Below are 20,190 nucleotides of genomic sequence, written 5' to 3' on the forward strand. Positions count from 1 at the left end.
TTCACGGATGCCTGAGGCCGCATATTGTACGCCTGTCTGGGTCTTGGGTTACACCGGCGTGAACCCGTGGTATAAAAACCTACTCAAAATTCAAAAAAACCACACAAGGCCGCGTATCCGCCTTGAGAAAGAGAAACAATTCCCTATGAGTCTCGACTTTGACAGCGCCCAACTCCCCAACCCCAACCTGACCGATTTACATCACGCTTGGAGGGAGCAGCTACGCCGTTTTATTGATGTTGAAATTATGCCCTATGCCGACGACTGGGATGAGGCAGGCGAGATTCCTATTGGATTGTGGCCTAAGGCTGCCGAAGTGGGCTTATTGGGCCTAGGTTACCCTGAGGCCTATGGTGGGACTCCAGATGATGTTTGGCTGGGGCAGATCACCGCAGAGGAGCTGGGACGTGTTGGTGCCGGCGGCATTAACGCGAGTTTGATGGTCCACAATATTGGTTTGCCGCCCATCATCAATTGGGGCTCCCAAACCATGAAGGATGAGATTGCGCCGCCCATACTTCGGGGGGAAGCATGGATTTCCTTGGGGATTACCGAGCCGGGCGGAGGGTCCGACGTGGCTAATCTCCAGACCACGGCAGTGCGCGATGGTGATGAGTACGTGGTTAATGGCTCGAAAACCTACATTACCGGGGGTATGCGCGCGAATTGGGTTTCGACGGCAGTACGCACGGGTGGCGAGGGTGCTGGCGGCGTCTCTATGCTGTTAATCCCGACGAACGCCAAGGGTTTTTCTCGCACTCCTTTGGATCGCAAGCAGGGGTGGTGGGCTTCAGATACTGCCACGCTGTACTTCGATAACGTCAGGGTGCCTGCCAGTCAGCTGATCGGTGAAGAAAATCAGGGCTTTCGAGTGATCATGACGAACTTTAATAGCGAGCGTATGGGCATGGCGATCCACATGGAGGCGGCTGCGAGAGTCTGTATGGAGGAGGCGGTGAGCTGGGCTCGCGAGCGTAAAACCTTTGGCAAGCGTTTGGCCGATCATCAGGTTATTCGTCATAAAATTGCTATGATGAAACAAAAAATAAACGCCACGCAGGCCTATATTCGTGTGTGCAACGAATCCATTGAGCGGGGTGAGCCCAATCCCGCCGATATCGCCTTGCTGAAAGTTCAGGCCAGTGAGGTCATGGAGTTCTGTGCGCGAGAGGCGATGCAGGTGTTGGGCGGTCTCGGCTTCATGCGTGGCAGCCGCACCGAACGGATTTATCGAGAAGTGAGAGTAAATGCAATTGGCGGGGGGTCTGAGGAAATTATGCGTGACCTGGCGTCCCGGCAATACGGACTGTAACGAGAGGAGCCAACATGGCTGAGTCTAGAGAAACACTAAAAGCATTTCAGGCCGAGGTTGCGGCATGGATGAAAGAAAATGCCCCGGCCGATCCTGGGTTCCTGCTGCCCTTGAGCTTTTTAGAGGTTGGCACCGAGCAGCAGCTCGATTTTCTCAGGGCATGGCAGCACAAAGTTTGGGAGGCGGGTTTTTTAGGGATGCACTGGCCCACGGAATACGGAGGCCAGGGCGCTGATCCGGCTTATCAAGACGTGGTGGATCGAGAGCTGGCAAGATGCAATGCCCCCATCATGTTCAACACCATTGGGTTGGGCTGGACGGGACCTCTGTTGCTTGAAATGGGCACCGATGCCGAGAAGGCCAAGTATCTGAAACATATCCTATCCGGCGATGAGATTTGGTGTCAGGGATTTTCCGAGCCTGATCACGGCTCTGATCTTGGTGCCGTGCAAACGAAGGCGGTTCGTGATGGCGATGAGTACGTCATCAACGGCTCCAAGATCTGGACCACCTTGGGAAACTATGCGGACCATATGATTTTGCTGGCTAGGACAGATCCCACTGCGCAGCGTAAATACGACGGCCTGTCGTTTTTTCTATCGCCTATGAAGGTGCCCGGTGTCGACGCGGTACCCATCCGTAAAGTGACGGGTGAATATGGTTTCAATCAGGTGTTTTTTACCGACACTCGAATCCCTGCCGAGACTTTGATGGTTGGCGAGGGCAAGGGTTGGGGCGTTGCCATGAAAACTCTCGAGTATGAGCGCGGTGTCTCAGCCGGTCAGGCAACGGGTCACTGGATGGTGGCGATAGAAATCGATGATCTCATTAACGACTTGCGAGGGTTCGAGCGCGACGGGGCTCCCGTATTTGAAGACCCGGCGGTTCGAGACGAGGCCGTTGGCCTGATTATGGAGGCCAAGGCGTTATCGCTGTCAGCCCGCCGTATGGGCGTGCCGGCCTTAACCAGTGACTTTCCCATGGGCTTACCCCTGTCTTCGAAGTACCGCGGTACGGAATGGGCGAGGCGCATGAAGCTGTTCGGGGCCGCTATGCAGGGTGCTCAGGGGGCTCTCTATGTTGACGACCCCGGTGCCCATCGCGGCGGGTTTTGGCAGCGCGCTTATTTTTCCAATTTTGGCGCCACCATCGGCGGCGGAACCTCTCAGGTGCAAGCCAACATTATCGCCGAGCATGTTCTCGGCCTGCCCAAGTAAGGAGATTAGTAATGACATCAGTACTTGGAAATGTATCGCTCAAGTTCAGTGATGAGCAAAGCATGCTCATGGATGTGGCTCGTGGCTTCCTCAATGATAAGGCGCCCACCGATAAAATCCGCGAATTCCTTGAAAGCGATCAGGGTTACGAGCCTCAGGTCTGGTCGGAGATTGTCGACTTGGGTTGGACCGGTATCGCACTGCCTGAAATGGTGGGAGGAGCGGGGCTGGGGATCAGTGCGGTCATTCCCGTTGCAGAGGCTATGGGCCACGCTTTGCTGGGCACGCCTCTCATTGACACCACTTTGGCAGGGCAATTGCTGCTGCGAGCGGGGGGGGCAGAGCAGGAGCCATTGCTACAAGATATCGCTGGGGGTCGCATTGCCACCGTTGCGTTTCTCGACGGAGGTGACTGGGGTGGTGCTAACTTAGGCCTTGAGATGACCAAAGAGGGTGTGCTCAGTGGCAGTAAGACTTTCGTGGGCTGCGGTCACGAGGCCAGCCTTATTTTGGTTGTGGGCCAGTGTGACAACGCTCCCGCCATTGCGGTAGTAGACGCGGCCGATCTAAAAGCGGATGCGATATCGGTCAATACGCTCATTGATCTCACCAAGCGTACGGCGCAGATCGACTTTACCGGAGTGTCAGCTAAAGCAGTGCTTACGGGTGAGCGCGTTGTTGCCGCGATCAGGGACTATCGGTTGCTTGGCGCCTTGCTCACGGCTGCTGAGGCCGCGGGCAGTGCGGCACGGTGCTTAGAGGTAATCGTTGATTATTTGAAGACGCGTAAGCAGTTTGGCAAACTTATCGGCTCCTATCAGGCTCTCAAGCACCCCACGGTTGATATCTATTGTGGTGTCGAGGATGCCCGCAGCTTTTGTTATCACGCGGCGTCTTTGTTAGATGCTGATTCTCTGAGCCACGATGCTGAAATCGCCTGCCGGATGGCCAAGGTATCTGCGGGACAGACCATGTCCTACGCGGGGGACCGAGCGGTTCAGTTTCATGGTGGTATCGGCTTCACTTGGGATTGTGATTCAACGCTCTTCATCCGCCGTGGTCAGTGGACTCATCAGGTCTTTGGCGATGCCATACATCACCGTAAACGTTTAGCCAGCCTGCTGCTTGACTGACCCTGCTTTGTCCGGGGGCAATTGGCGCCCCCGGTAGTCCGCAAACCGCGGTCTCACGTACGACTGCCATGACTAACAACAAATCCATTCGCCGTGGTGCCTTGAGCCGTGGATTGAGCTTGTCCATCGCTGGTGCTCGTGCCGGCGGTGCCTTCGCTTTTGACAGCGCATTGCGCAAGCTCCGGGGTGAGGAAGCGGGTAACAGCGAGCGGTTAGATCGAGAGGCCCAACGCTTTGCGCGAAGTCTGGGTGAACTCAAAGGCAGCTACGTCAAAATTGGCCAGCTATTTGCGTTATTGGGGGAACACTTTTTACCTGCTCCCCTAACCGCGGCTCTGCATCAGCTCGAATCTCAGGCTCAGCCCCTGCCTTGGCGTCATGTGGAGCCGCTGCTACGGGATTCACTGGGGTCTCGGTACAAAGAGCTTGAAATTGAGCCCGATGCTCTCGCAGCGGCATCTCTGGCGCAGGTCCATCGCGCTCGAGTCATCGCGACCAAGGAAATGGTGGTCGTTAAGGTCCAATATCCAGACTTGGCTGCGATGTTGGACGAGGATTTCGATGCTGTCGTCAAGATGTTGCGGCTAGCGCGTTGGATTCCAATCAGTCGAGACTTTGATTCCTGGTTACAAACTTTACGCGCCCAGCTTCATGCGGAAATCGACTACCCAAGAGAAAGGGCCGTAGCGCAACAGCTCGCCAGTGCACTCCTCAACTACTACTCGCTGACGGTTGATGGTGTATCTTTAGCGGTCCCCAATTTCTGGCCGCGCTACTCCGGAAGTCACTGGCTCACGATGGATTATGTCCCGGGATTTCAAGCCGGATCCTTAGAAGTTGCGGCCCTGCCTCAAGCTAGGCGTAATGCTTTGGGGCGGTTAATGCTTGAGCTTTTTTTCGTCGAGGTTTTTGAACTGGGCCTCATGCAAAGTGACCCCAATTTCGGCAATTACCTGATTAGCGCCGAGGGTGATCAGCTGACGCTTTTAGATTTTGGCTCTGTTATGACGCTTGACGAGTCCGTTCAGCAGGCGCTTTGCGAGACCATCGTAGCCGGGCATTGCAACGACGATGCGGCGCTGTTATCCGGATTACAGCGGTTGGGTTGTTTGAAGGATGATGCGGGCAGCCATGCTCAGCAGACCTTCAGGACTTTTGTGGTGAATTTGCTGGAACCGCTGCGGCCGCCCTCAGAATTACCGCCGGAGTTTTTGAATCAGTCAGGTGACTATTGTTGGGGTCGGTCGGCACTGCTTAATCGCACCGGCCGCCATGTTGCCAAGTCGATCACGAGTCGGCAGTTCACGATCCCCAGTGGCGATTTCGCTTTAGTGGCACGCAAGCTGACCGGGGTATTTACTTTTATTGCTGTGCTCAATGCCGAATTCAATGCCTACGACGTGATTGCGCCCTACCTCAACCGTAAGGCTCCTGTGAAAAAACGATCGAGGCAAAGGACATGACCGGAAAAAGTCAGGCCGTACCCCGAGGTCGGGTCCAGCGTTTTGGTAAATTTGCGCGGTTAGCCGGGGGAGTAGCGGGCAATATGCTTACCGAGGGCGTTAAACAGGTCGCCTCCGGTAATCGACCTAAGGCCCGCGATCTTTTGTTGACACCCACGAATGCCCGACGGCTCACCAAGCAGCTCGCTGAGATGCGCGGTGCGGCGATGAAGCTGGGGCAGATATTCTCGATGGATACCGGTGATTTTTTGCCTCGGGAACTGGCCGACATTCTTGCAACGCTTCGCGATGCGGGTTACGCCATGCCCGATACTCAGCTTAGAGGCGTCCTAGCAGATGCCTTCGGCCCGGAGTTTGAGAGCAAGCTCAATGACTTCGAATTTCAACCTTTTGCAGCGGCTTCTATCGGGCAGGTCCATCGTTTAACGACCAAGCAGGGTCGGTCGGCGGTACTGAAAGTGCAGTATCCGGGAGTGCGGGAAAGTATTGATTCTGACGTCGATAATCTTGCTACTCTGCTGCGGGTCTCAGGTTTACTGCCCAAACATATAGACATTGCTCCGCTACTTCTGGAGGTCAAAGCGCAGTTACGTGAGGAGGCTGACTACGAGCAGGAGGCGCGCTACCTCAATGCCTTTGTTCGAGCGCTGGGTGACGACGAGCGTTTTCTCTTGCCTAGGGTTATCCCGTCTTTAAGTTCCTCCCGGGTTCTCGGTATGACTTATGTTCCTGGGGTCCCCATTGAGGATGTGATTCACGAAGACCAAGAAGAACGCAATCGGGTCATGTCGCTACTCTTTGAGTTGCTGCTGATTGAAATGTTTGAGTTGAGGCTGGTTCAAACAGACCCAAACTTTGCCAACTACCGTTATGACCCAGAGAGCGGCCAAGTTGTTTTGCTTGATTTTGGTGCCTCACGCCGTTTCAAGGCAGCATTTACCGGAGCATATCTAGATTTGCTAAAAGCGGTGGTGGCTCATGATCAGGATGCCATGGCTGATGCGGCCAATCGTATTGGTTACAAACTGGGGTCTGAAAAAACACCCTATCGTGACACGATTTTACAGCTGGCCGCGGTCGTTTTGGCGCCGCTTACCCGGGATGAGCCCTACGACTTTGCTACTTCTGAGCTCCCCAAACAGGCAGTAGCCATGGCCGGCGACATACAGCGGTATAAGGAGTTTTGGGAGGCGCCACCTGTCGATGTGGCTTACATTCACCGGAAAATTGCAGGGTTGTTTATGCTGGCTACCCGGCTCAAAGCGCAAGTCAATGTCAACGAACTTCTTCTGCCATGGCTGCAAGAATAATGGCTAAAGCAACGTAATGACTCAGGTCGGATAAACAACATGTCAAACAGCAAACTGATTCTTGTCTTGGGCGATCAGCTCAGTTGGAGCAATCCCGCCATAGCGGCTGCCGATCCTCAAACCGACGGCATTGTTTTGGCTGAAGTTCGGGAAGAGGCGTCTTATGTACCCCATAATCGCCATAAAATGGTGCTCATATTCTCTGCCATGCGCCACTTCGCTCAAGCTCTTCGAGACCGGGGTTTTACCGTCTTTTACACCGAGATCGGGGCGGGGCTTGGCAGCCTTGAGGAGGCCTGCTCGGCGGCACTCAAGCAGCATCCGGCAAAAAGCTTAGAAGTCTGTAGTCCCGGCGAGCACCGTTTGCTCACTGCCATGCGTCAGTGGAGTGAACGCCTAGGGGTCGCAGTCAACCTTTTGGAGGACACGCGTTTTCTCGCCTCAAATGATGACTTTTCAGCTTGGGCGGCAGGGCGTAAACAGCTGCGCATGGAATATTTTTATCGGGAGATGCGCAAACGCTACGACCTGCTGCTAGATGACCAAGACCCCTGTGGTGGTCAGTGGAACTATGACGCAGACAACCGGAAAGGGTGGCGCAATCAAGTTCCAATACCAGAGCGTGAGGACGTCCCTCCCGATGCCATCACCCAGAAGGTCATCGACGAAGTGCTCGAATACTTTCCTGATAATCCCGGTGACCTGAGTCAATTTCGCCTGGCGGTGACTAATGAAGGGGCTCAGCAGCAATTTGACTGGTTTTGCCGTTATACGCTGGCAGATTTTGGAAATTACCAAGACGCGCTGCCGGAGGAGTCGCCTTGGGTATTCCACAGTCTTATTTCGATGTACCTCAACTGTGGCCTTCTTGAACCACTAGCTTTGTGTCAGCGGGTGGAAGCTGAGTATCGCGCTGAGCGTTGTTCCCTCGCGGCAGCCGAAGGGTTTATTCGACAAATTTTGGGATGGCGAGAGTACGTTCGTGGCATTTACTGGTTGTTAATGCCCGAGTACGCCGAGCGTAATACTTTCGATGCCAGACGCCCCCTGCCAGATTTTTTCTGGAATGCTGAGACGGACATGCGCTGCTTGCAGCGGGCCCTGAGCCAGTCCCTCGATCTGGGCTATGCCCACCACATTCAGCGGCTTATGGTTATTGGGAATTTTGCGCTGTTGGCCGGGCTCGATGTCCACAGCGTGTGTGCCTGGTACCTGGCTGTGTATGTCGACGCTTATGAATGGGTCGAATTGCCCAACACGTCTGGAATGGCTTTGTTTGCTGATGAGGGTGCGATGGCGAGCAAGCCTTACGCAGCAAGCGGTAAATACATCCAGAAACAGGGTAACCACTGCAAGCAGTGTCGCTACAACCCTGCGAAAATGACCGGGGACGAGGCCTGCCCCTACAACAGTCTCTATTGGCACTTTATTGATCGCAATGCTGATTTGCTTAGCTCCAATCCAAGAATGGGCTTGATTATGGGGAATTGGCGAAAGCGTGACCCGGAAGAAAAGCAGGCCATAACGGCATGGGCAGATACCCTGCTCGAACAGCTGTGAGGTGTTACTGACATATTGGGTGGCGAGCTGAACCTAAGCCAAGCCTGATTAGCCACTGAAACAACCTAGGTGGGTAAAGCCCCAAGAGGCCCGGTTACGCGATAACTAAAAAGTCAGAGACGCGGCAGGTAAAGAAACATCACTAGTGGGCGAAAATGTGGGTCCGAATCGACAGAGGGTTGTTGAGTACTATCTGCGGTTAGCTTCTGCTGAGTGCCTTGTGGCGCTGACTTCCGCAGCGTTTTGAGCAGTAGACGACCTCGTCCCAATTGTTCTTCCAACGTGCGCGCCAGGAAAAAGGCAGCTCACAGACCGGACAGACTTTGGTTGGTAAATCGCGTTTTTTACGCATACGAGGCATTAGTGCCCCTCACCAATGGGCCAATCAGCGGCGTCAATGACGTAGTGGGGCTGCGAGGGGCGATCGCCATCCCACTTAGCAGTAAAAATCCCTTGTGGATCCCACTGTCCGGCCTGCTTATCGATATTAAAGTGACGGCCACCACGTGGGTCGCCGCCTACGCCGGCAATGTATTGCCAGTTGCCGTAGTTGCTACCGACGTCATAGTCGATGAGGTGTTTTTCAAAAAAAGCCGCGCCAAATCGCCAATCAACCTTCAGCTCATTGATCAGGCAACTTGCGGCTATTTGTCGGCCGCGATTACTCATCCAGCCGGTCGCTACCAATTGTCGCATCAGCGCGTTGACCAAGGGGAAGTTGGTATCCCCGGCACACCATCGCGCAAAATTTCTCGGGTCAAAGGTGTTGCCGCGTATTTTTCCCGAGCTACCGCCAATCTTGAACATTTGTGCGTCATCAACGACGGCGCGCCAGTGGAAAAATTCGCGCCACAGAAGTTCGAAAAACAACCAGTAGGTGGACTCATTGCTCAAGTCTTCGCGTTCAAAGCGGAAAACCTCGTGGGCAACCTCCCGAACCGATAAATTGCCATTGGCTAGCCAGGGCGAAAGCGTGCTGGAGCCGTCCAGCGCATCGAGGCAGTTTCGGGTCTCTTTGTATTGCGTAATTGAGCGGTCATCAAATACGAACTGCCGCAGGCGCCGCAGGCCAGCTGCACGTCCCCCGGGTAGCGGCAGCATGGTTGGCTTCGAGGTATCTGCAGGTGGGATAGCATCAAACTGCGCGGCTGGAGGCGGTGGTAGGGCCTCTGGGGAGGGGCTGGGCCCTCGGACATTGAGTTTCTCGGCCGCTCGTCGGAACGGCGAGAAAACCTTCGGTAAGTCTTCTAGTTCAAAAGGCAGGTCAGGCTGCTCAAAGAGGCTGTTGCCTCGATGAACTTGCAGGGGAACGGTCAGTTTTTCATCCAGATAGGCCAAAGTCTTTCGCTCGTAAGAACCGGGAGTAAAGGTGGTGCTGACCTCAGTGATGGCAAACCGAGCGACGAGATCAGGCAGTACTAGCTCTGGAGAGCCTTCAAGCACCATGAGCGCTTGTCCCCGTTCAACGAGCTGTTGATGCAGGTCTTGGAGTGACTCTCGCAGGAAGCGCTCGCGTTGGGCACCCACACCCACCAAGTTGCACCAGGGGCGCGGCTTGGGCATGAGGTAGACACACAGTAGTGAATCGGCCGCCGTATGGCTGGCAATGGCCGGGTTGTCTTTTAGGCGCAGGTCGTTGCGGAACCAGTGAAGATGGCGCATAGCGTGCTCTTTAAGGGGTTGATGGCGTTACGCCTTAGTGCTCGATTTGGATCGGAGCCGCTGCGCAAGACTAGTTTTTTTGTCGCCAAATTCTAGACATTACGACTGACTGAACAGCAGGAGGAAAAAATGTGTGAAAAGTTGGGCACAATAGGGAACTTTCCATCAAAAACCTTAATTTTTATCGCATCATAGCCACTCTGTTTATACCTGCGCCTCGCTAACACACCGGAGATTATTCATGTCGTCACCTGTCAAAAGGTTTTTCGCTCGTAAAGCCCTAGTCCGCGCTATTGCTGCGGCTGCGGTGGTCACTGCTACCGGTTTCCACGGCACGGTGTATGCCCAAGAAACGTCAGCCATGGTGCGCGGCAGCGTGACCGATATGTCGGGCGCAGCGGTTGCCGGCGCTGATGTCGTGATTACATCGCAGCGCACTGGTATTGAAAAACGGGTCACGACTGACGAGCGCGGTTATTACTCTGTGAGAGGGCTTCCAGCCGGGGTCACCTATGACGTCAGTGTCGACGCTAATGGCCTACAAAAGGCCATGACCGATGACTTGCAGCTGGCGGTGGGACAACAAGCGGTTCTCAATTACGCATTGAGTACAGAGGAGGAGGTTATTGTGGTCGGTCAGCGGATCGCTGTGGCTGAAACCGCGATTGGACCGAATGCTGTCTTTGATCTAAAAAGCCTAGAAGATTCCCCCGCCATTAATCGCAACATCACCGATGTCATTCAGCAAGATCCAAGAATTTTCGTCGATCAATCCCGCGGCGATGTCGACGCCATTCAGTGCAACGGCGCCAACCCGCGTTTTAACAGTCTCACTGTTGACGGGATTCGCCTCAACGACGGCTTTGGTCTAAACAGCAATGGGTATCCGACCCAGCGCATGCCTTTTCCCTACGACGCGATTTCTAGTGTGGCAGTAGAGATGGCACCTATGAGTGTTGTTTACGGTGGATTTTCCGCCTGTAACGTCAATGCCGTGACTAAGACCGGCGCCAATGAGCTGTCGGGCTCGGTATTTTTTGATTATGGCTCCGACTCCCTGCGTGGTGACAAGCTTGAGGGCGATAGCATTGAATCTCAGGATTACGAAGAAACCCGTTGGGGTTTTGAGCTCGGGGGGGCATTGATAAAAGATAAGCTGTTCTTTTACGGTGCTTATGAAAAGTACGACGGTGCGGACCTCAATGACCGTGGTTCCATTGGCTCGGGTGCAGTCAATGAGGTGCTGATCTCACAGGCAGAATTGGATCGTATTTCACAAATCGCCAGCGATGTTTACGGTTATGAAGCGGGTCGAACCGTCGCCGAGGCCTTCGACTTTGAAGACGAGAAATATCTGGCGAAGATTGACTGGTATGCCACGGATACTCAGCGCCTTGCCTTCACCTACATGTATAACGATTCCTTCAACTTTTCGCCCTCAGACGGTGACCTGAACGAATTTGAATTTGATAAGCACTTCTATAAGCGGGGCTCTGAACTCACCTCGTATACCCTCAACTGGTACTCTGATTGGACCGCGAATTTCTCCACCGAAGTGCGCTACTCCATCAGCAACGTAGACTTTCTTCAGCAGTCGGTTTCCGGTCCAGATTTTGGTGAAGTCCAAATTCGCGCTGGTGACGGCGTGACGGTCTATATGGGCCAAGATGACAGCCGTCAAGCCAATGATCTTGAGTGGGATACGGATCAGATGGTATTGCGTGGCTACTATAATTTGGGTGATCACACGATTACTGGTGGCTTCGAAAGAGAGTCTATTGAGGTGTACAACCTGTTTTATCAGCATACTGACACCGAGCTGCGGTTCAACAGTATCGATGACTTTGAAAATGGTTTAGCCGCTCGGGTTTATTACGGTAACGCCCTCAGCAACAACGAACTCGATGCCGCGGTTGATTGGAGCTACGACGTCAGCAGCTTCTACATTGAAGACAAGTGGCAGCTGACCGACAGCCTATTGCTGACCTTTGGTCTGCGTTATGACTACTACGAAACCGATGATGTGCCAAATGAGAATGCCGATTTTGTGGCTGACTATGGCTTCTCGAATACAGCGACTCTTGACGGCATCGATTTGTTGTTGCCGCGCTTCGGCTTCACCTGGGACGCTTCTGACGCAGTAACGGTTCGCGGCGGGATTGGCTTATTCTCAGGTGGTAATCCGAATGTTTGGTATTCCAACGTCTACTCCAACACCAACACCACGGCAGTACAGACGCAGGACCGTGGTCCCGATCGGGCCGGGGTCGATCTATTTGCCCAAAACTATGTCTACTGTGAAGATACTGCTCCCACCTGTGGGCCGGGCTATGGTGTTCCTGAAAACCTTGCAGCGCAGGTTGCGGCAGGGGATGGCAGTAACTTTGAGATTGTTTACCTCGATCCCGACTTTGAAGCACCGACAGAATGGAAGTACGCGCTGGGCGCAACTTGGGAGATGGGCAACGGCTACGTGTTGAGTGCCGACGCTCAAATTACCCGCGGTGAGGACACGGCCATCTACAAACACGGCGATCTTGAATTCACGGGCGAGTTCAACGACTTTGGTAACGGCTATCCGATTTACGACAGTGTTCGAACCTCGTCTTTTGTCTTGACCAACAGTTCCAAAGGCAATGAGTCGGAATCGTTATCGGTGAGTTTGTTCAAGGCCTGGGATTTTGGTCTTGATATGCGTCTTGGCTACGCTTGGACGGATGCCAAAGATGTGAACCCCATGACGTCATCGGTGGCGTTTTCCAACTACGTCAATCGCACGTTCTATGACCCAGAAGAAGAGGTCTTGTCTACGTCAAACTACAATATTGAGCATCGCTTTACCGCAGTGCTCAACTACTCGACCGAATGGTTTGGCAATAACGCCACTCGGTTCACACTCTTTGCCCAAGGTAATTCCGGCTACCCCTACAGCATTACGCTTGAAGGGGCTGATGGCACCATTGGGGCCTACGGTTTTACACCCTATCTCGATTTCGTTGACCACGTTCTCGTCGAGCCGGGTACACGTAACCAAGAGGAGGGCAGCAGTTGGTTTAAAGTGGATCTGCGTGTTTCGCAGGAGTTCCCCGGATTTTCTGACGGACACAAGGGCAGTGCCTTCATCGTGGTTGATAACCTCACTAACCTGATCAACGATGATTGGGGGATCATGGAAAAGCCTATCTTCCCTTATGGCGTGACTCAGGATCAGCAGGCTAACGGGCAGGCTCAAACACGCATTGGCGACGCTTCGCTTTGGGAAATTCGCGTGGGCATGAACTACCGGTTCTAGAGGTGCCTGAAGGCTCGGCGAAAAAAGGCGCTAATAAAGCGCCTTTTTTTTGCTCAGCTTTTCGTGCTGAAGGCCCAATCAAGCAGGGCGGCGAGGCGTTTCGCAGCACGATAGATCTGCTGGTCGACCGCGGGACGATTGCTGGTTAAATAATGACTGTCTAGGGCCTGCAGTCTGGTGCCATGGCGGTAATGAACGTTGGGATCGTTAAGTACGGTGAGTGTTTCATCGGCCCAGGCCAAGATCGCTGCCTCAGGGTCCTCCAAGGAGGGCGCTTCGATAGTCTCTAAGCTGGGCGCTTGGCCGCCATCATTTTCGTAGCGAAGAATTAGACCATCCCATATTGCGTGCATGCTGACTGTGTCTCGTTTTTCCTGCAATTGCTTGCCCAGTCCTTCGGGTAGCTGTAACCGATAGGTATTTCCCCCTAAATCGCTGGCGTAGCCCAAATGCAGGGGTTGATGCAGATCACCCACGAGGTGGCCTACCCACAATACGGCTTCACGGCGTTGGTGGGTGGAGCCGTGCTTCATGAGAGAAGTTTGTTCGATCAGCGCAGAGATGATGTCGCCGCCTTTGGGGCGAGGGACCGCGCTGATGCGCCGTGTGTCTGGAGGAGCATTGAGGTAATGCCATGATTTTGTGTCGGGGCGTTTACCTTTAATCTCGTCAGCCCAACTGCACTGCTTTCCCAGTGGCTCACCAAGCAGGTTCGCAAGTGCTGCCCGGGTGGCAGATTGTACTTGCGCCATTGCCAAGTCACAGACTCTCTGGTGTCCATCTTCCCACCATGCCTGTGCAGAACCGCAAAGTAGCGCCGAAAATGCTGTCGCTGCGCAAAATACAGACTTTCTCAGTAGACCCATTGACACTTTTATGACCCCTAAAAAACGGACGGTATACCCTGCCTCAGATCAGCGATTTTTCACAGCAGAATTTAGCATCGAAAGACAAGGGCCAGAAGTCGCTAAAACACTGGCTCACCAGCATTTCGTGGCCGCCCCCGCTAAACCGGCCTTCACGACTCATTGATCAAAACGAGTAGCCGCAAACGAAGCAGCCGTTTTAACGCCAGCGGTGTGGGTTTAATCTGTCATAGGGTATTATTCGACAGCTTGCAGATCCCATTAATTTTCCTCAGCCACCAAGGGGTGCTCGGAGTACACAATGACCGCCCACTATTTTGCGATTTATGATGCTGATGGAACCCTCGCAGGGGAAGTGGGCTATGTCCTAGGGAAGCTCGCGGGTGTACGGCGTTGCGCTTTGTGTGATATCAGTCATGGATGGAACCCCGCGGGCAAGGCAGCGTGGCGCAGAGATTCGGGGTTGTCTTGCCAGCTTAAATGGTTACATCGTGATGAGCAGAGTGCGGCTTTAGCGGCGCATACTACAGATCAACTTCCAGTGGTTGTTGAGCAGCGAGGTGATCGGTTCAGAACGTTGTTGGGGGCCGAGGCGTTGGCGGCTTGCGGCGCTGATTATGAGGTTTTTTTAGGGCTGCTAGAGGCCGCGGTTGCCGCTGGCGAATCGGCTGAGTGTGATGCCTCAAGCCCGCGAGAGCCTGGCTCGAGTCCAGCGGCTTAGTGAGGCAACGCCTGAGAGTGAAAATCCGTAGGGTGAGTTGGTTTTTAGGTTTAAGGCAGAGTTCATGAACAGTCTTTTAGGTATTGGCTTTTTACTCCTAGTGGCATGGCTGCTGTCTTCTAACCGACGGGCGATCAACCTGCGCACCGTGGGCTTAGCCTTCGCACTTCAGGTGCTTATTGGTTACGTCGCTCTGTTTAGCGAATGGGGCCAGGCGGGCCTCAATATTGCCTCCGATCAAATAGCGGCCTTGTTGGGTTTCAGTCGCGCGGGTATCGATTTTATGTTTGGAGGGCTGGTTTCTGTCGACAGCAATCTGGGCTTTATTTTTGCGTTCAGCGTGTTACCGGTGGTGATTTTCTTTAGTGCTTTAATTGCAGTTCTGTATCACATTGGTGTCATGCACTGGATCATCCGAACACTCGGCGGTGCATTAAAAAAGATCTTGGGTACCAGCCATACAGAGTCGCTGTCGGCATCGGCAAATATTTTTGTGGGTCAGGCAGAGGCGCCCTTGGTTGTCCGTCCTTACCTCGCCGGCATGACGTCATCTGAGTTGTTTGCCATTATGGTGGGCGGGATGGCGTCGATCGCAGGGTCGGTGATGGCTGGGTATGCTGCTTTGGGTATCCCACTAGAATATCTTCTGGCAGCGTCTTTTATGGCCGCCCCCGGGGGGCTCTTGATGGCGAAGCTAATTGAGCCTGAAACCAATGTTCCTGTCCGTCCCGAACGCGGTGAAGGTCCTGAGCGGGACAGTTATATCAATCTTGTTGATGCCGCAGCCAGTGGGGCTATGGATGGGTTTCGCATGGCTGGGGCTATTGCGGCAATGTTAATAGCCTTTATCGGTCTGATTGCCCTAGTCAACGGCCTGTTGGGTTGGGGTGGTTCTCTGGTTGGATTTGCAGATCTTTCATTGGAAGGACTGTTGGGTATTATTTTTAGGCCGCTGGCTTGGCTGTTGGGTGTACCTTGGTCTGAGGCGGCCATGGCGGGAAGCCTGATCGGACAAAAGCTAGTATTGAACGAATTTGTGGCTTATGTCGCTTTTACAGATATCGCTGACCAGTTCTCCCCAGTTGCATCGGCGATCACGATTTTTGCCCTGTGCGGTTTCGCGAATTTATCTTCGATCGCGATTTTATTGGGCGGTTTGGGCGCGATTGCCCCAGTGCGTCGAGATGAAATATCCCGATTTGGATTAAGGGCATTGCTCGCCGCGACGCTCTCCAATTTGATGAGCGCGGCACTCGCCGGTCTCTTTTTGTCATTGGGCGCATAGATCGTGGCGGCCCAACAGTCTGTCATTCCACTGATTTCCTGCAAGGACCCCAATTTCGCCCGTCTCTTTGTCGATTCTTTGCAAGATTATGGCTTCGGTGCTTTGGTCGATCACCCCCTAGACATGGCGCGTGTGCGCACCATTTACGGCGAGTGGCGCGACTACTTTTTAGCGGGTGTGGCCAAAAATTATGTAATGGATCCGGTGCAGCAAGACGGTTATTTTTCCTTGCAGGTGGCGGAGCACGCCAAGGGCAGTACTCAGCGAGATTTTAAAGAGTATTTTCAATATTACTCTTGGGGTCGTTGTCCCCCAGAGCTCAAAACTTGCCTCGCCACTCACTTTCAGCAGGCCGTTGATTTTGCCAGTGAGCTTCTGGCCCACATAGAGCGCGAGGCTCCCCCAGAAGTCATGGCCAATTTGAGTGAGCCCCTGAGCGGTATGATTGAGGGCAGTCGTCAAAGCATGCTGCGGGTGCTGCACTACCCTCCAATGCCTGAACCCCTGTCGGCTCCTCGGGCCGCCCCTCACGAAGACATTAACTTGCTGACGTTGCTACCGGCGGCAGATGGGCCTGGGCTGGAAATTCGGACACGAGACGGCGAATGGATTAAGGCCCCTAATCAACCGGAACAACTGCTTGTGAATATCGGCGATATGTTGCAAGAGGTTTTGAGTGGCTGGTTACCCTCTACGACCCACCGGGTGGTTCACAACCCCAAGTCGCATACCGATGGACGCATGTCGTTACCCTTATTTCTTCACCCGCGTCCTGAGGTAAAGCTGTCGACCCGCTATACCGCAGAAAGCTATCTGCAGGAGCGCTTGGGGGAGTTAGGTGTGCTACCGGCCTCATCTTCTTAAGCCTGCGCTGTGAATCCTTGCTCTGCATATCTATGGTGTTTGGGAATCGAGGTGCAGGTATGACGAGATTGCTCACGCGATGGGTTAGGCACTTAGCGCTAGTAACTCTGAGCCTACACGGTACGGCCACTTACGCGGAGGCGCTCCTCGATAGACCCTTGGCGGTTGCTGTGGCGGCGAACTTCGCGGGCGCTGCCGAGCAGTTGGCCGCGAGCTTTACCGAAAAGACCGGTGTGCCGGTCAGACTTGTTATGGGTTCTACGGGCCTGCTTTATGCGCAAATTACTCAGGGTGCGCCTATCGATTTATTTTTGTCGGCAGACACCGAACGCCCTCAGGCATTGGTCGCCAAGAATCTTGGTATTGGCCAGAGCTACGCCATTTACACCCTAGGCAGGCTGGTGTTGTGGGTTCCCGATGGTGAAAATGTTGACCCTGCGGCGTTTTTGACCGCCGCTGACAGTGTGGCTCTGGCCAATCCGTTACTGGCACCTTACGGACGAGCTGCTTCAGACGTCATAGCGCGCTTCCCAACGCAGTCAGCGAACCTGCGGATCGTGAGGGGGCAAAATATTAGCGCGACGTTTACTCAGATCGCATCAGGGGCAGTCCCCGGTGGTTTCGTCGCGCTATCCCAAGTCTTGGCACAAGGCATTCCCCGAGAACAATATCGGGTTATGCCTGAGGACTGGCACCAGCCTATTGAGCAGGCGCTGGTACTCATAAAACATCAAAATCTGCATCCCGCGGCTCAAAGTTTCAGAGGATTTCTGTTATCCGAAAAAGCCTCGGTTATGCTGAGTGCTCAAGGTTATGTGGCAGTGGGGGGTGATCAACAGCATGAATATTGATTGGCAAGCCTTCGTGCTGACTGCGCAGCTGGCTGGGATAACCACGGCGATCCTATTAGTCGTGGCAACGCCGCTGGCCTGGTGGTTGGCGAACTCTCAACGGCCTTGGGTCGGCTGGGTTGAGGCATTGGTTGCTCTGCCTTTGGTATTACCCCCCACCGTGATGGGTTTTTACTTGCTGTTGTTGTTCTCGCCGGGAGGTGGTCCCGGAGCTTGGTGGCTGACTCTGACGGGACAGTCATTGAATTTTAGTTTTACAGGGCTCGTTATTGCATCGGTTATCTATTCCCTGCCTTTCGCGACGCAACCGATTCAAGGCGCGTTTTTAAGTGTTGGCCGGGGGGTTATTGAGGCTGGGGCCACCCTGGGCGCCGCGCCATTAGACCGTTTTTTTCGATTGGTCCTGCCGCTGTCTAGACGCGGGTATCTCACCGCGGCCGTGCTGGTATTTGCGCACACTTTGGGGGAGTTCGGTGTGGTGTTAATGATCGGTGGCAATATCCCCGGGGAGACCCGGGTGGTGTCGGTGGCGCTCTACGAGGCAGTTGAAACCCTCAACTATGGTAGCGCCCACACCATGGCCGCTATTTTGTTGGGAATTTCTTTTGTTGTGCTGCTAGTGGTCTACGGTCTGAATCGTCGTTCCTCCTTCCGCTTGGGATCTGGGGTTTAAAGAGATGACGGCACTACGGGTTGATCTGCAAAGCACCCTCGGTGAATTTTCACTGCAAATTACTGAGCAGTTAAACATTGATACCGTGCTCGGGGTCCTCGGGAATAATGGTGCAGGTAAAACGACCCTGTTGCGGCTTCTTGCCGGATTGGACCAGACGGAACAAGGCGTCATTGAGTTTGGTGGCAGCCCTTGGCTGGATACCTCACGCGGTATCTTTGTGCCGCCACACAAGCGCCGTATAGGAATGGTTTTTCAGGATGCTCGTTTATTCCCCCATCTCACGGTGATGGGTAATTTAGACTTTGCTGCGGATCGCGCCGCGGGGCAGTTACTACCCCATAAGGAAGTGATCAAAACATTGGGCTTGGAGAAGTTGCTTGCGCGCAGCCCTGAAGGCCTCTCGGGAGGAGAGCGGCAGCGGGTGGCACTCGCTAGAGCACTGATGAGTGCCCCCCAACTTCTGCTAATGGATGAACCACTCTCGGCGGCAGATATGGGCTATCGAATTGAGCTGTTGCCGTATCTACGCCAAGTTATCGATCGTTTCAAAATCCCCACGCTCTACGTCGCTCATACCCTTGATGAATTGACGCAGCTGGCCGATCAGCTACTGGTACTTCGTGGGGGTCGGTGTGCGGCATTGGGTTTGGTAAATGAAGTATTGGCGCAGCTGGATTTACCTGAGGTGGCTGGCAGAAAGGAAGCGAGTTCGATTATCACAGCCAGGGTCACCAGCCATGACCTTGACTATCAGCTGACTTCCCTAAGATTTGGGGGCCAGTCGCTATCGCTATCGGGTTTGGTCGCCAAACCGAACGAGGACGTACGAATTCGGGTCTTTGCCACAGATGTCGCTATTGCTCTAACCAAGCCTCAGGGAATTTCTATTCGCAATGTTTTACCGGCGGTGGTGACGGCTATTCGAGTCGACGTGGCATCGCCTTTTGCCGATGTTTTGGTCGCGGTAGATGGGCAGAGTCTTCGTGTCCGTATGACCCGGGCGTCTTTGGATGAAATGAATCTGCGCGAATCTCAGCACGTTTTTGCCCTCCTCAAAACTGCATCTCTCGCTTCAGACTGATGGGTCGTGCGGCCGCCGCCAATGCTGCATAGCGAGCCCCGTCAGAATCATTGCCAACCCTACTAACGTGGAGCCTTTAATGGCCTCACCCAAAAGCGCCCAAATTAAAATCAAAGAGAGCGGGGGTGACAGAAAGATGAGCGTCGAAATACGCGCCGTGTTTTGGGTCAGCTTCATGGCTTTGAGCCAAAGAATGAAGCTCAGCCCCATTTCGAAAAAGCCAATGTATAGGCCGCCTGCCAGAGCTTGCCAGGGCAGATTAACCAAGCTACCGGTAAGCCCGGCTAGGGTGAGCAGCACCACAGTGGCAGCCGTGAACCCAACGAATAGACCTTGAATCGGTGGCGTACTGATTCTTGTGTTGCCTATCCAGTAAAGCGCCCACAAAACCGTTGAGGCCATTGCTAATCCCACGCCTGTGGGATCGGATAATTCAAAGGACAGCACGTCCCCTCGAGTTGCAATGACAAACACGCCACAGTAGCTGATGGCGGCGCAGCCAATATCCCGCCGTTTTAGCGCCTGCCCCAACAGGGGGACCGCGAGCAACGGTAGTACCAGCCCCCAAGTGTAATTAATCGCCATAGCTTCTTGTGCTGGCAGTCTGGCATAGGCTCCAAACAGCAAAAAATAATAAAGCGTTGGATTAATTAGACCTAAGGCCGAGAGCCGAAGCCACTCTGAAATTTTGATTTGATTCAGGGTTCCCAGATCACCCGAGAAAAGTAAGATGCCTCCGAGAAAAAGCCATGACGTGATGCTCGCCAGGGTGACCAGAGTCAGAGGCGGGACATAGTCGAGACTTAAATTAAAGGCGGTTGCGACGGTACTCCAAAGTACGACGGCGCCTAAACCAAAAGCCACCGCTCGCCGGTCCGATGGTTCCGGATTCATTGG

The 20,190-nt window shown here is 53.9% G+C and carries 17 protein-coding genes; 13 read left to right on the forward strand and 4 right to left on the reverse strand.

What is annotated here, in order from left to right:
* Positions 1-145 precede the first annotated feature (145 nt).
* The 6 genes from ACMAY6_RS03115 to ACMAY6_RS03140 all read left to right on the forward strand — a co-directional run bounded on the left by ACMAY6_RS03115 (position 146) and on the right by ACMAY6_RS03140 (position 7,995).
* The gene (locus ACMAY6_RS03115) at positions 146-1,312 is read left to right on the forward strand and encodes an acyl-CoA dehydrogenase family protein (RefSeq protein WP_435214349.1); all 1,167 of its coding nucleotides are present in this window, start codon (positions 146-148) and stop codon (positions 1,310-1,312) included.
* Positions 1,313-1,326: 14 nt separating this feature from the next.
* Complete coding sequence (locus tag ACMAY6_RS03120) at positions 1,327-2,529, forward strand: acyl-CoA dehydrogenase family protein (RefSeq protein WP_435214350.1); 1,203 nt, start codon at positions 1,327-1,329, stop codon at positions 2,527-2,529.
* An 11-nt stretch (positions 2,530-2,540) separates the two neighbouring features.
* Positions 2,541-3,662, forward strand: coding sequence for an acyl-CoA dehydrogenase family protein (locus ACMAY6_RS03125; RefSeq protein WP_435214352.1), 1,122 nt, complete (start codon positions 2,541-2,543; stop codon positions 3,660-3,662).
* Between the two features lie 68 nt (positions 3,663-3,730).
* Positions 3,731-5,125 carry an ABC1 kinase family protein gene (locus ACMAY6_RS03130; RefSeq protein WP_435214354.1) on the forward strand — a complete coding sequence of 465 codons (1,395 nt, stop codon included), beginning with the start codon at positions 3,731-3,733 and terminating at the stop codon, positions 5,123-5,125.
* Positions 5,122-6,435, forward strand: a complete 1,314-nt coding sequence (locus tag ACMAY6_RS03135; RefSeq protein ID WP_435214355.1) for an ABC1 kinase family protein — start codon at positions 5,122-5,124, stop codon at positions 6,433-6,435. The genes ACMAY6_RS03130 and ACMAY6_RS03135 overlap by 4 nt, the downstream gene beginning before the upstream one ends.
* Before the next feature lie 39 nt (positions 6,436-6,474).
* The gene (locus ACMAY6_RS03140) at positions 6,475-7,995 is read left to right on the forward strand and encodes a cryptochrome/photolyase family protein (RefSeq protein WP_435214357.1); all 1,521 of its coding nucleotides are present in this window, start codon (positions 6,475-6,477) and stop codon (positions 7,993-7,995) included.
* A gap of 199 nt (positions 7,996-8,194) precedes the next feature.
* On the opposite strand, the gene ACMAY6_RS03145 is transcribed toward ACMAY6_RS03140, so the two are convergent.
* Complete coding sequence (locus ACMAY6_RS03145; RefSeq protein ID WP_435214359.1) at positions 8,195-8,356, reverse strand: DUF2256 domain-containing protein; 162 nt, start codon at positions 8,354-8,356, stop codon at positions 8,195-8,197.
* Positions 8,356-9,657: a DASH family cryptochrome gene (locus tag ACMAY6_RS03150; protein ID WP_435214361.1), complete on the reverse strand. Its 1,302-nt coding sequence runs from the start codon at positions 9,655-9,657 to the stop codon at positions 8,356-8,358. The genes ACMAY6_RS03145 and ACMAY6_RS03150 overlap by 1 nt, the downstream gene beginning before the upstream one ends.
* 241 nt (positions 9,658-9,898) lie before the next feature.
* Between ACMAY6_RS03150 and ACMAY6_RS03155 the strand changes: the two genes are divergently transcribed.
* Complete coding sequence (locus ACMAY6_RS03155) at positions 9,899-12,949, forward strand: TonB-dependent receptor (protein ID WP_435214363.1); 3,051 nt, start codon at positions 9,899-9,901, stop codon at positions 12,947-12,949.
* 53 nt (positions 12,950-13,002) lie between these two features.
* Here ACMAY6_RS03155 and ACMAY6_RS03160 read toward each other — a convergent pair whose 3' ends face one another.
* Positions 13,003-13,815: a S1/P1 nuclease gene (locus ACMAY6_RS03160; RefSeq protein ID WP_435216099.1), complete on the reverse strand. Its 813-nt coding sequence runs from the start codon at positions 13,813-13,815 to the stop codon at positions 13,003-13,005.
* Between the two features lie 301 nt (positions 13,816-14,116).
* On the opposite strand from ACMAY6_RS03160, the gene ACMAY6_RS03165 reads away from it, so the two are divergent.
* The 6 genes from ACMAY6_RS03165 (at position 14,117) to modC (ending at position 19,293) form a co-directional block, all read left to right on the forward strand.
* Complete coding sequence (locus ACMAY6_RS03165; RefSeq protein ID WP_435214364.1) at positions 14,117-14,536, forward strand: hypothetical protein; 420 nt, start codon at positions 14,117-14,119, stop codon at positions 14,534-14,536.
* A 64-nt stretch (positions 14,537-14,600) separates the two neighbouring features.
* Entirely contained in the window at positions 14,601-15,821 is a 1,221-nt protein-coding gene (locus ACMAY6_RS03170; RefSeq protein WP_435214365.1) for a NupC/NupG family nucleoside CNT transporter, read from the forward strand.
* 3 nt (positions 15,822-15,824) lie between these two features.
* Positions 15,825-16,685 (forward strand): 2OG-Fe(II) oxygenase family protein, encoded by an 861-nt coding sequence (locus tag ACMAY6_RS03175; protein ID WP_435214366.1) that lies wholly within the window; start codon positions 15,825-15,827, stop codon positions 16,683-16,685.
* Between the two features lie 59 nt (positions 16,686-16,744).
* Positions 16,745-17,536 carry a molybdate ABC transporter substrate-binding protein gene (modA, locus tag ACMAY6_RS03180; RefSeq protein WP_435214368.1) on the forward strand — a complete coding sequence of 264 codons (792 nt, stop codon included), beginning with the start codon at positions 16,745-16,747 and terminating at the stop codon, positions 17,534-17,536.
* Complete coding sequence (gene modB / locus ACMAY6_RS03185; RefSeq protein WP_435214370.1) at positions 17,526-18,209, forward strand: molybdate ABC transporter permease subunit; 684 nt, start codon at positions 17,526-17,528, stop codon at positions 18,207-18,209. Before modA ends, modB begins: the two co-directional genes overlap by 11 nt.
* Positions 18,210-18,213: 4 nt before the next feature.
* Positions 18,214-19,293, forward strand: a complete 1,080-nt coding sequence (modC, locus tag ACMAY6_RS03190; RefSeq protein WP_435214371.1) for a molybdenum ABC transporter ATP-binding protein — start codon at positions 18,214-18,216, stop codon at positions 19,291-19,293.
* On the opposite strand, the gene ACMAY6_RS03195 is transcribed toward modC, so the two are convergent.
* Complete coding sequence (locus ACMAY6_RS03195; protein WP_435214373.1) at positions 19,285-20,187, reverse strand: DMT family transporter; 903 nt, start codon at positions 20,185-20,187, stop codon at positions 19,285-19,287. The two genes, modC and ACMAY6_RS03195, sit on opposite strands and share 9 nt — an antisense overlap.
* Positions 20,188-20,190 lie beyond the last annotated feature (3 nt).

Source organism: Luminiphilus sp. nBUS_16, assembly GCF_051201645.1.
GTDB lineage: Bacteria > Pseudomonadota > Gammaproteobacteria > Pseudomonadales > Halieaceae > Luminiphilus.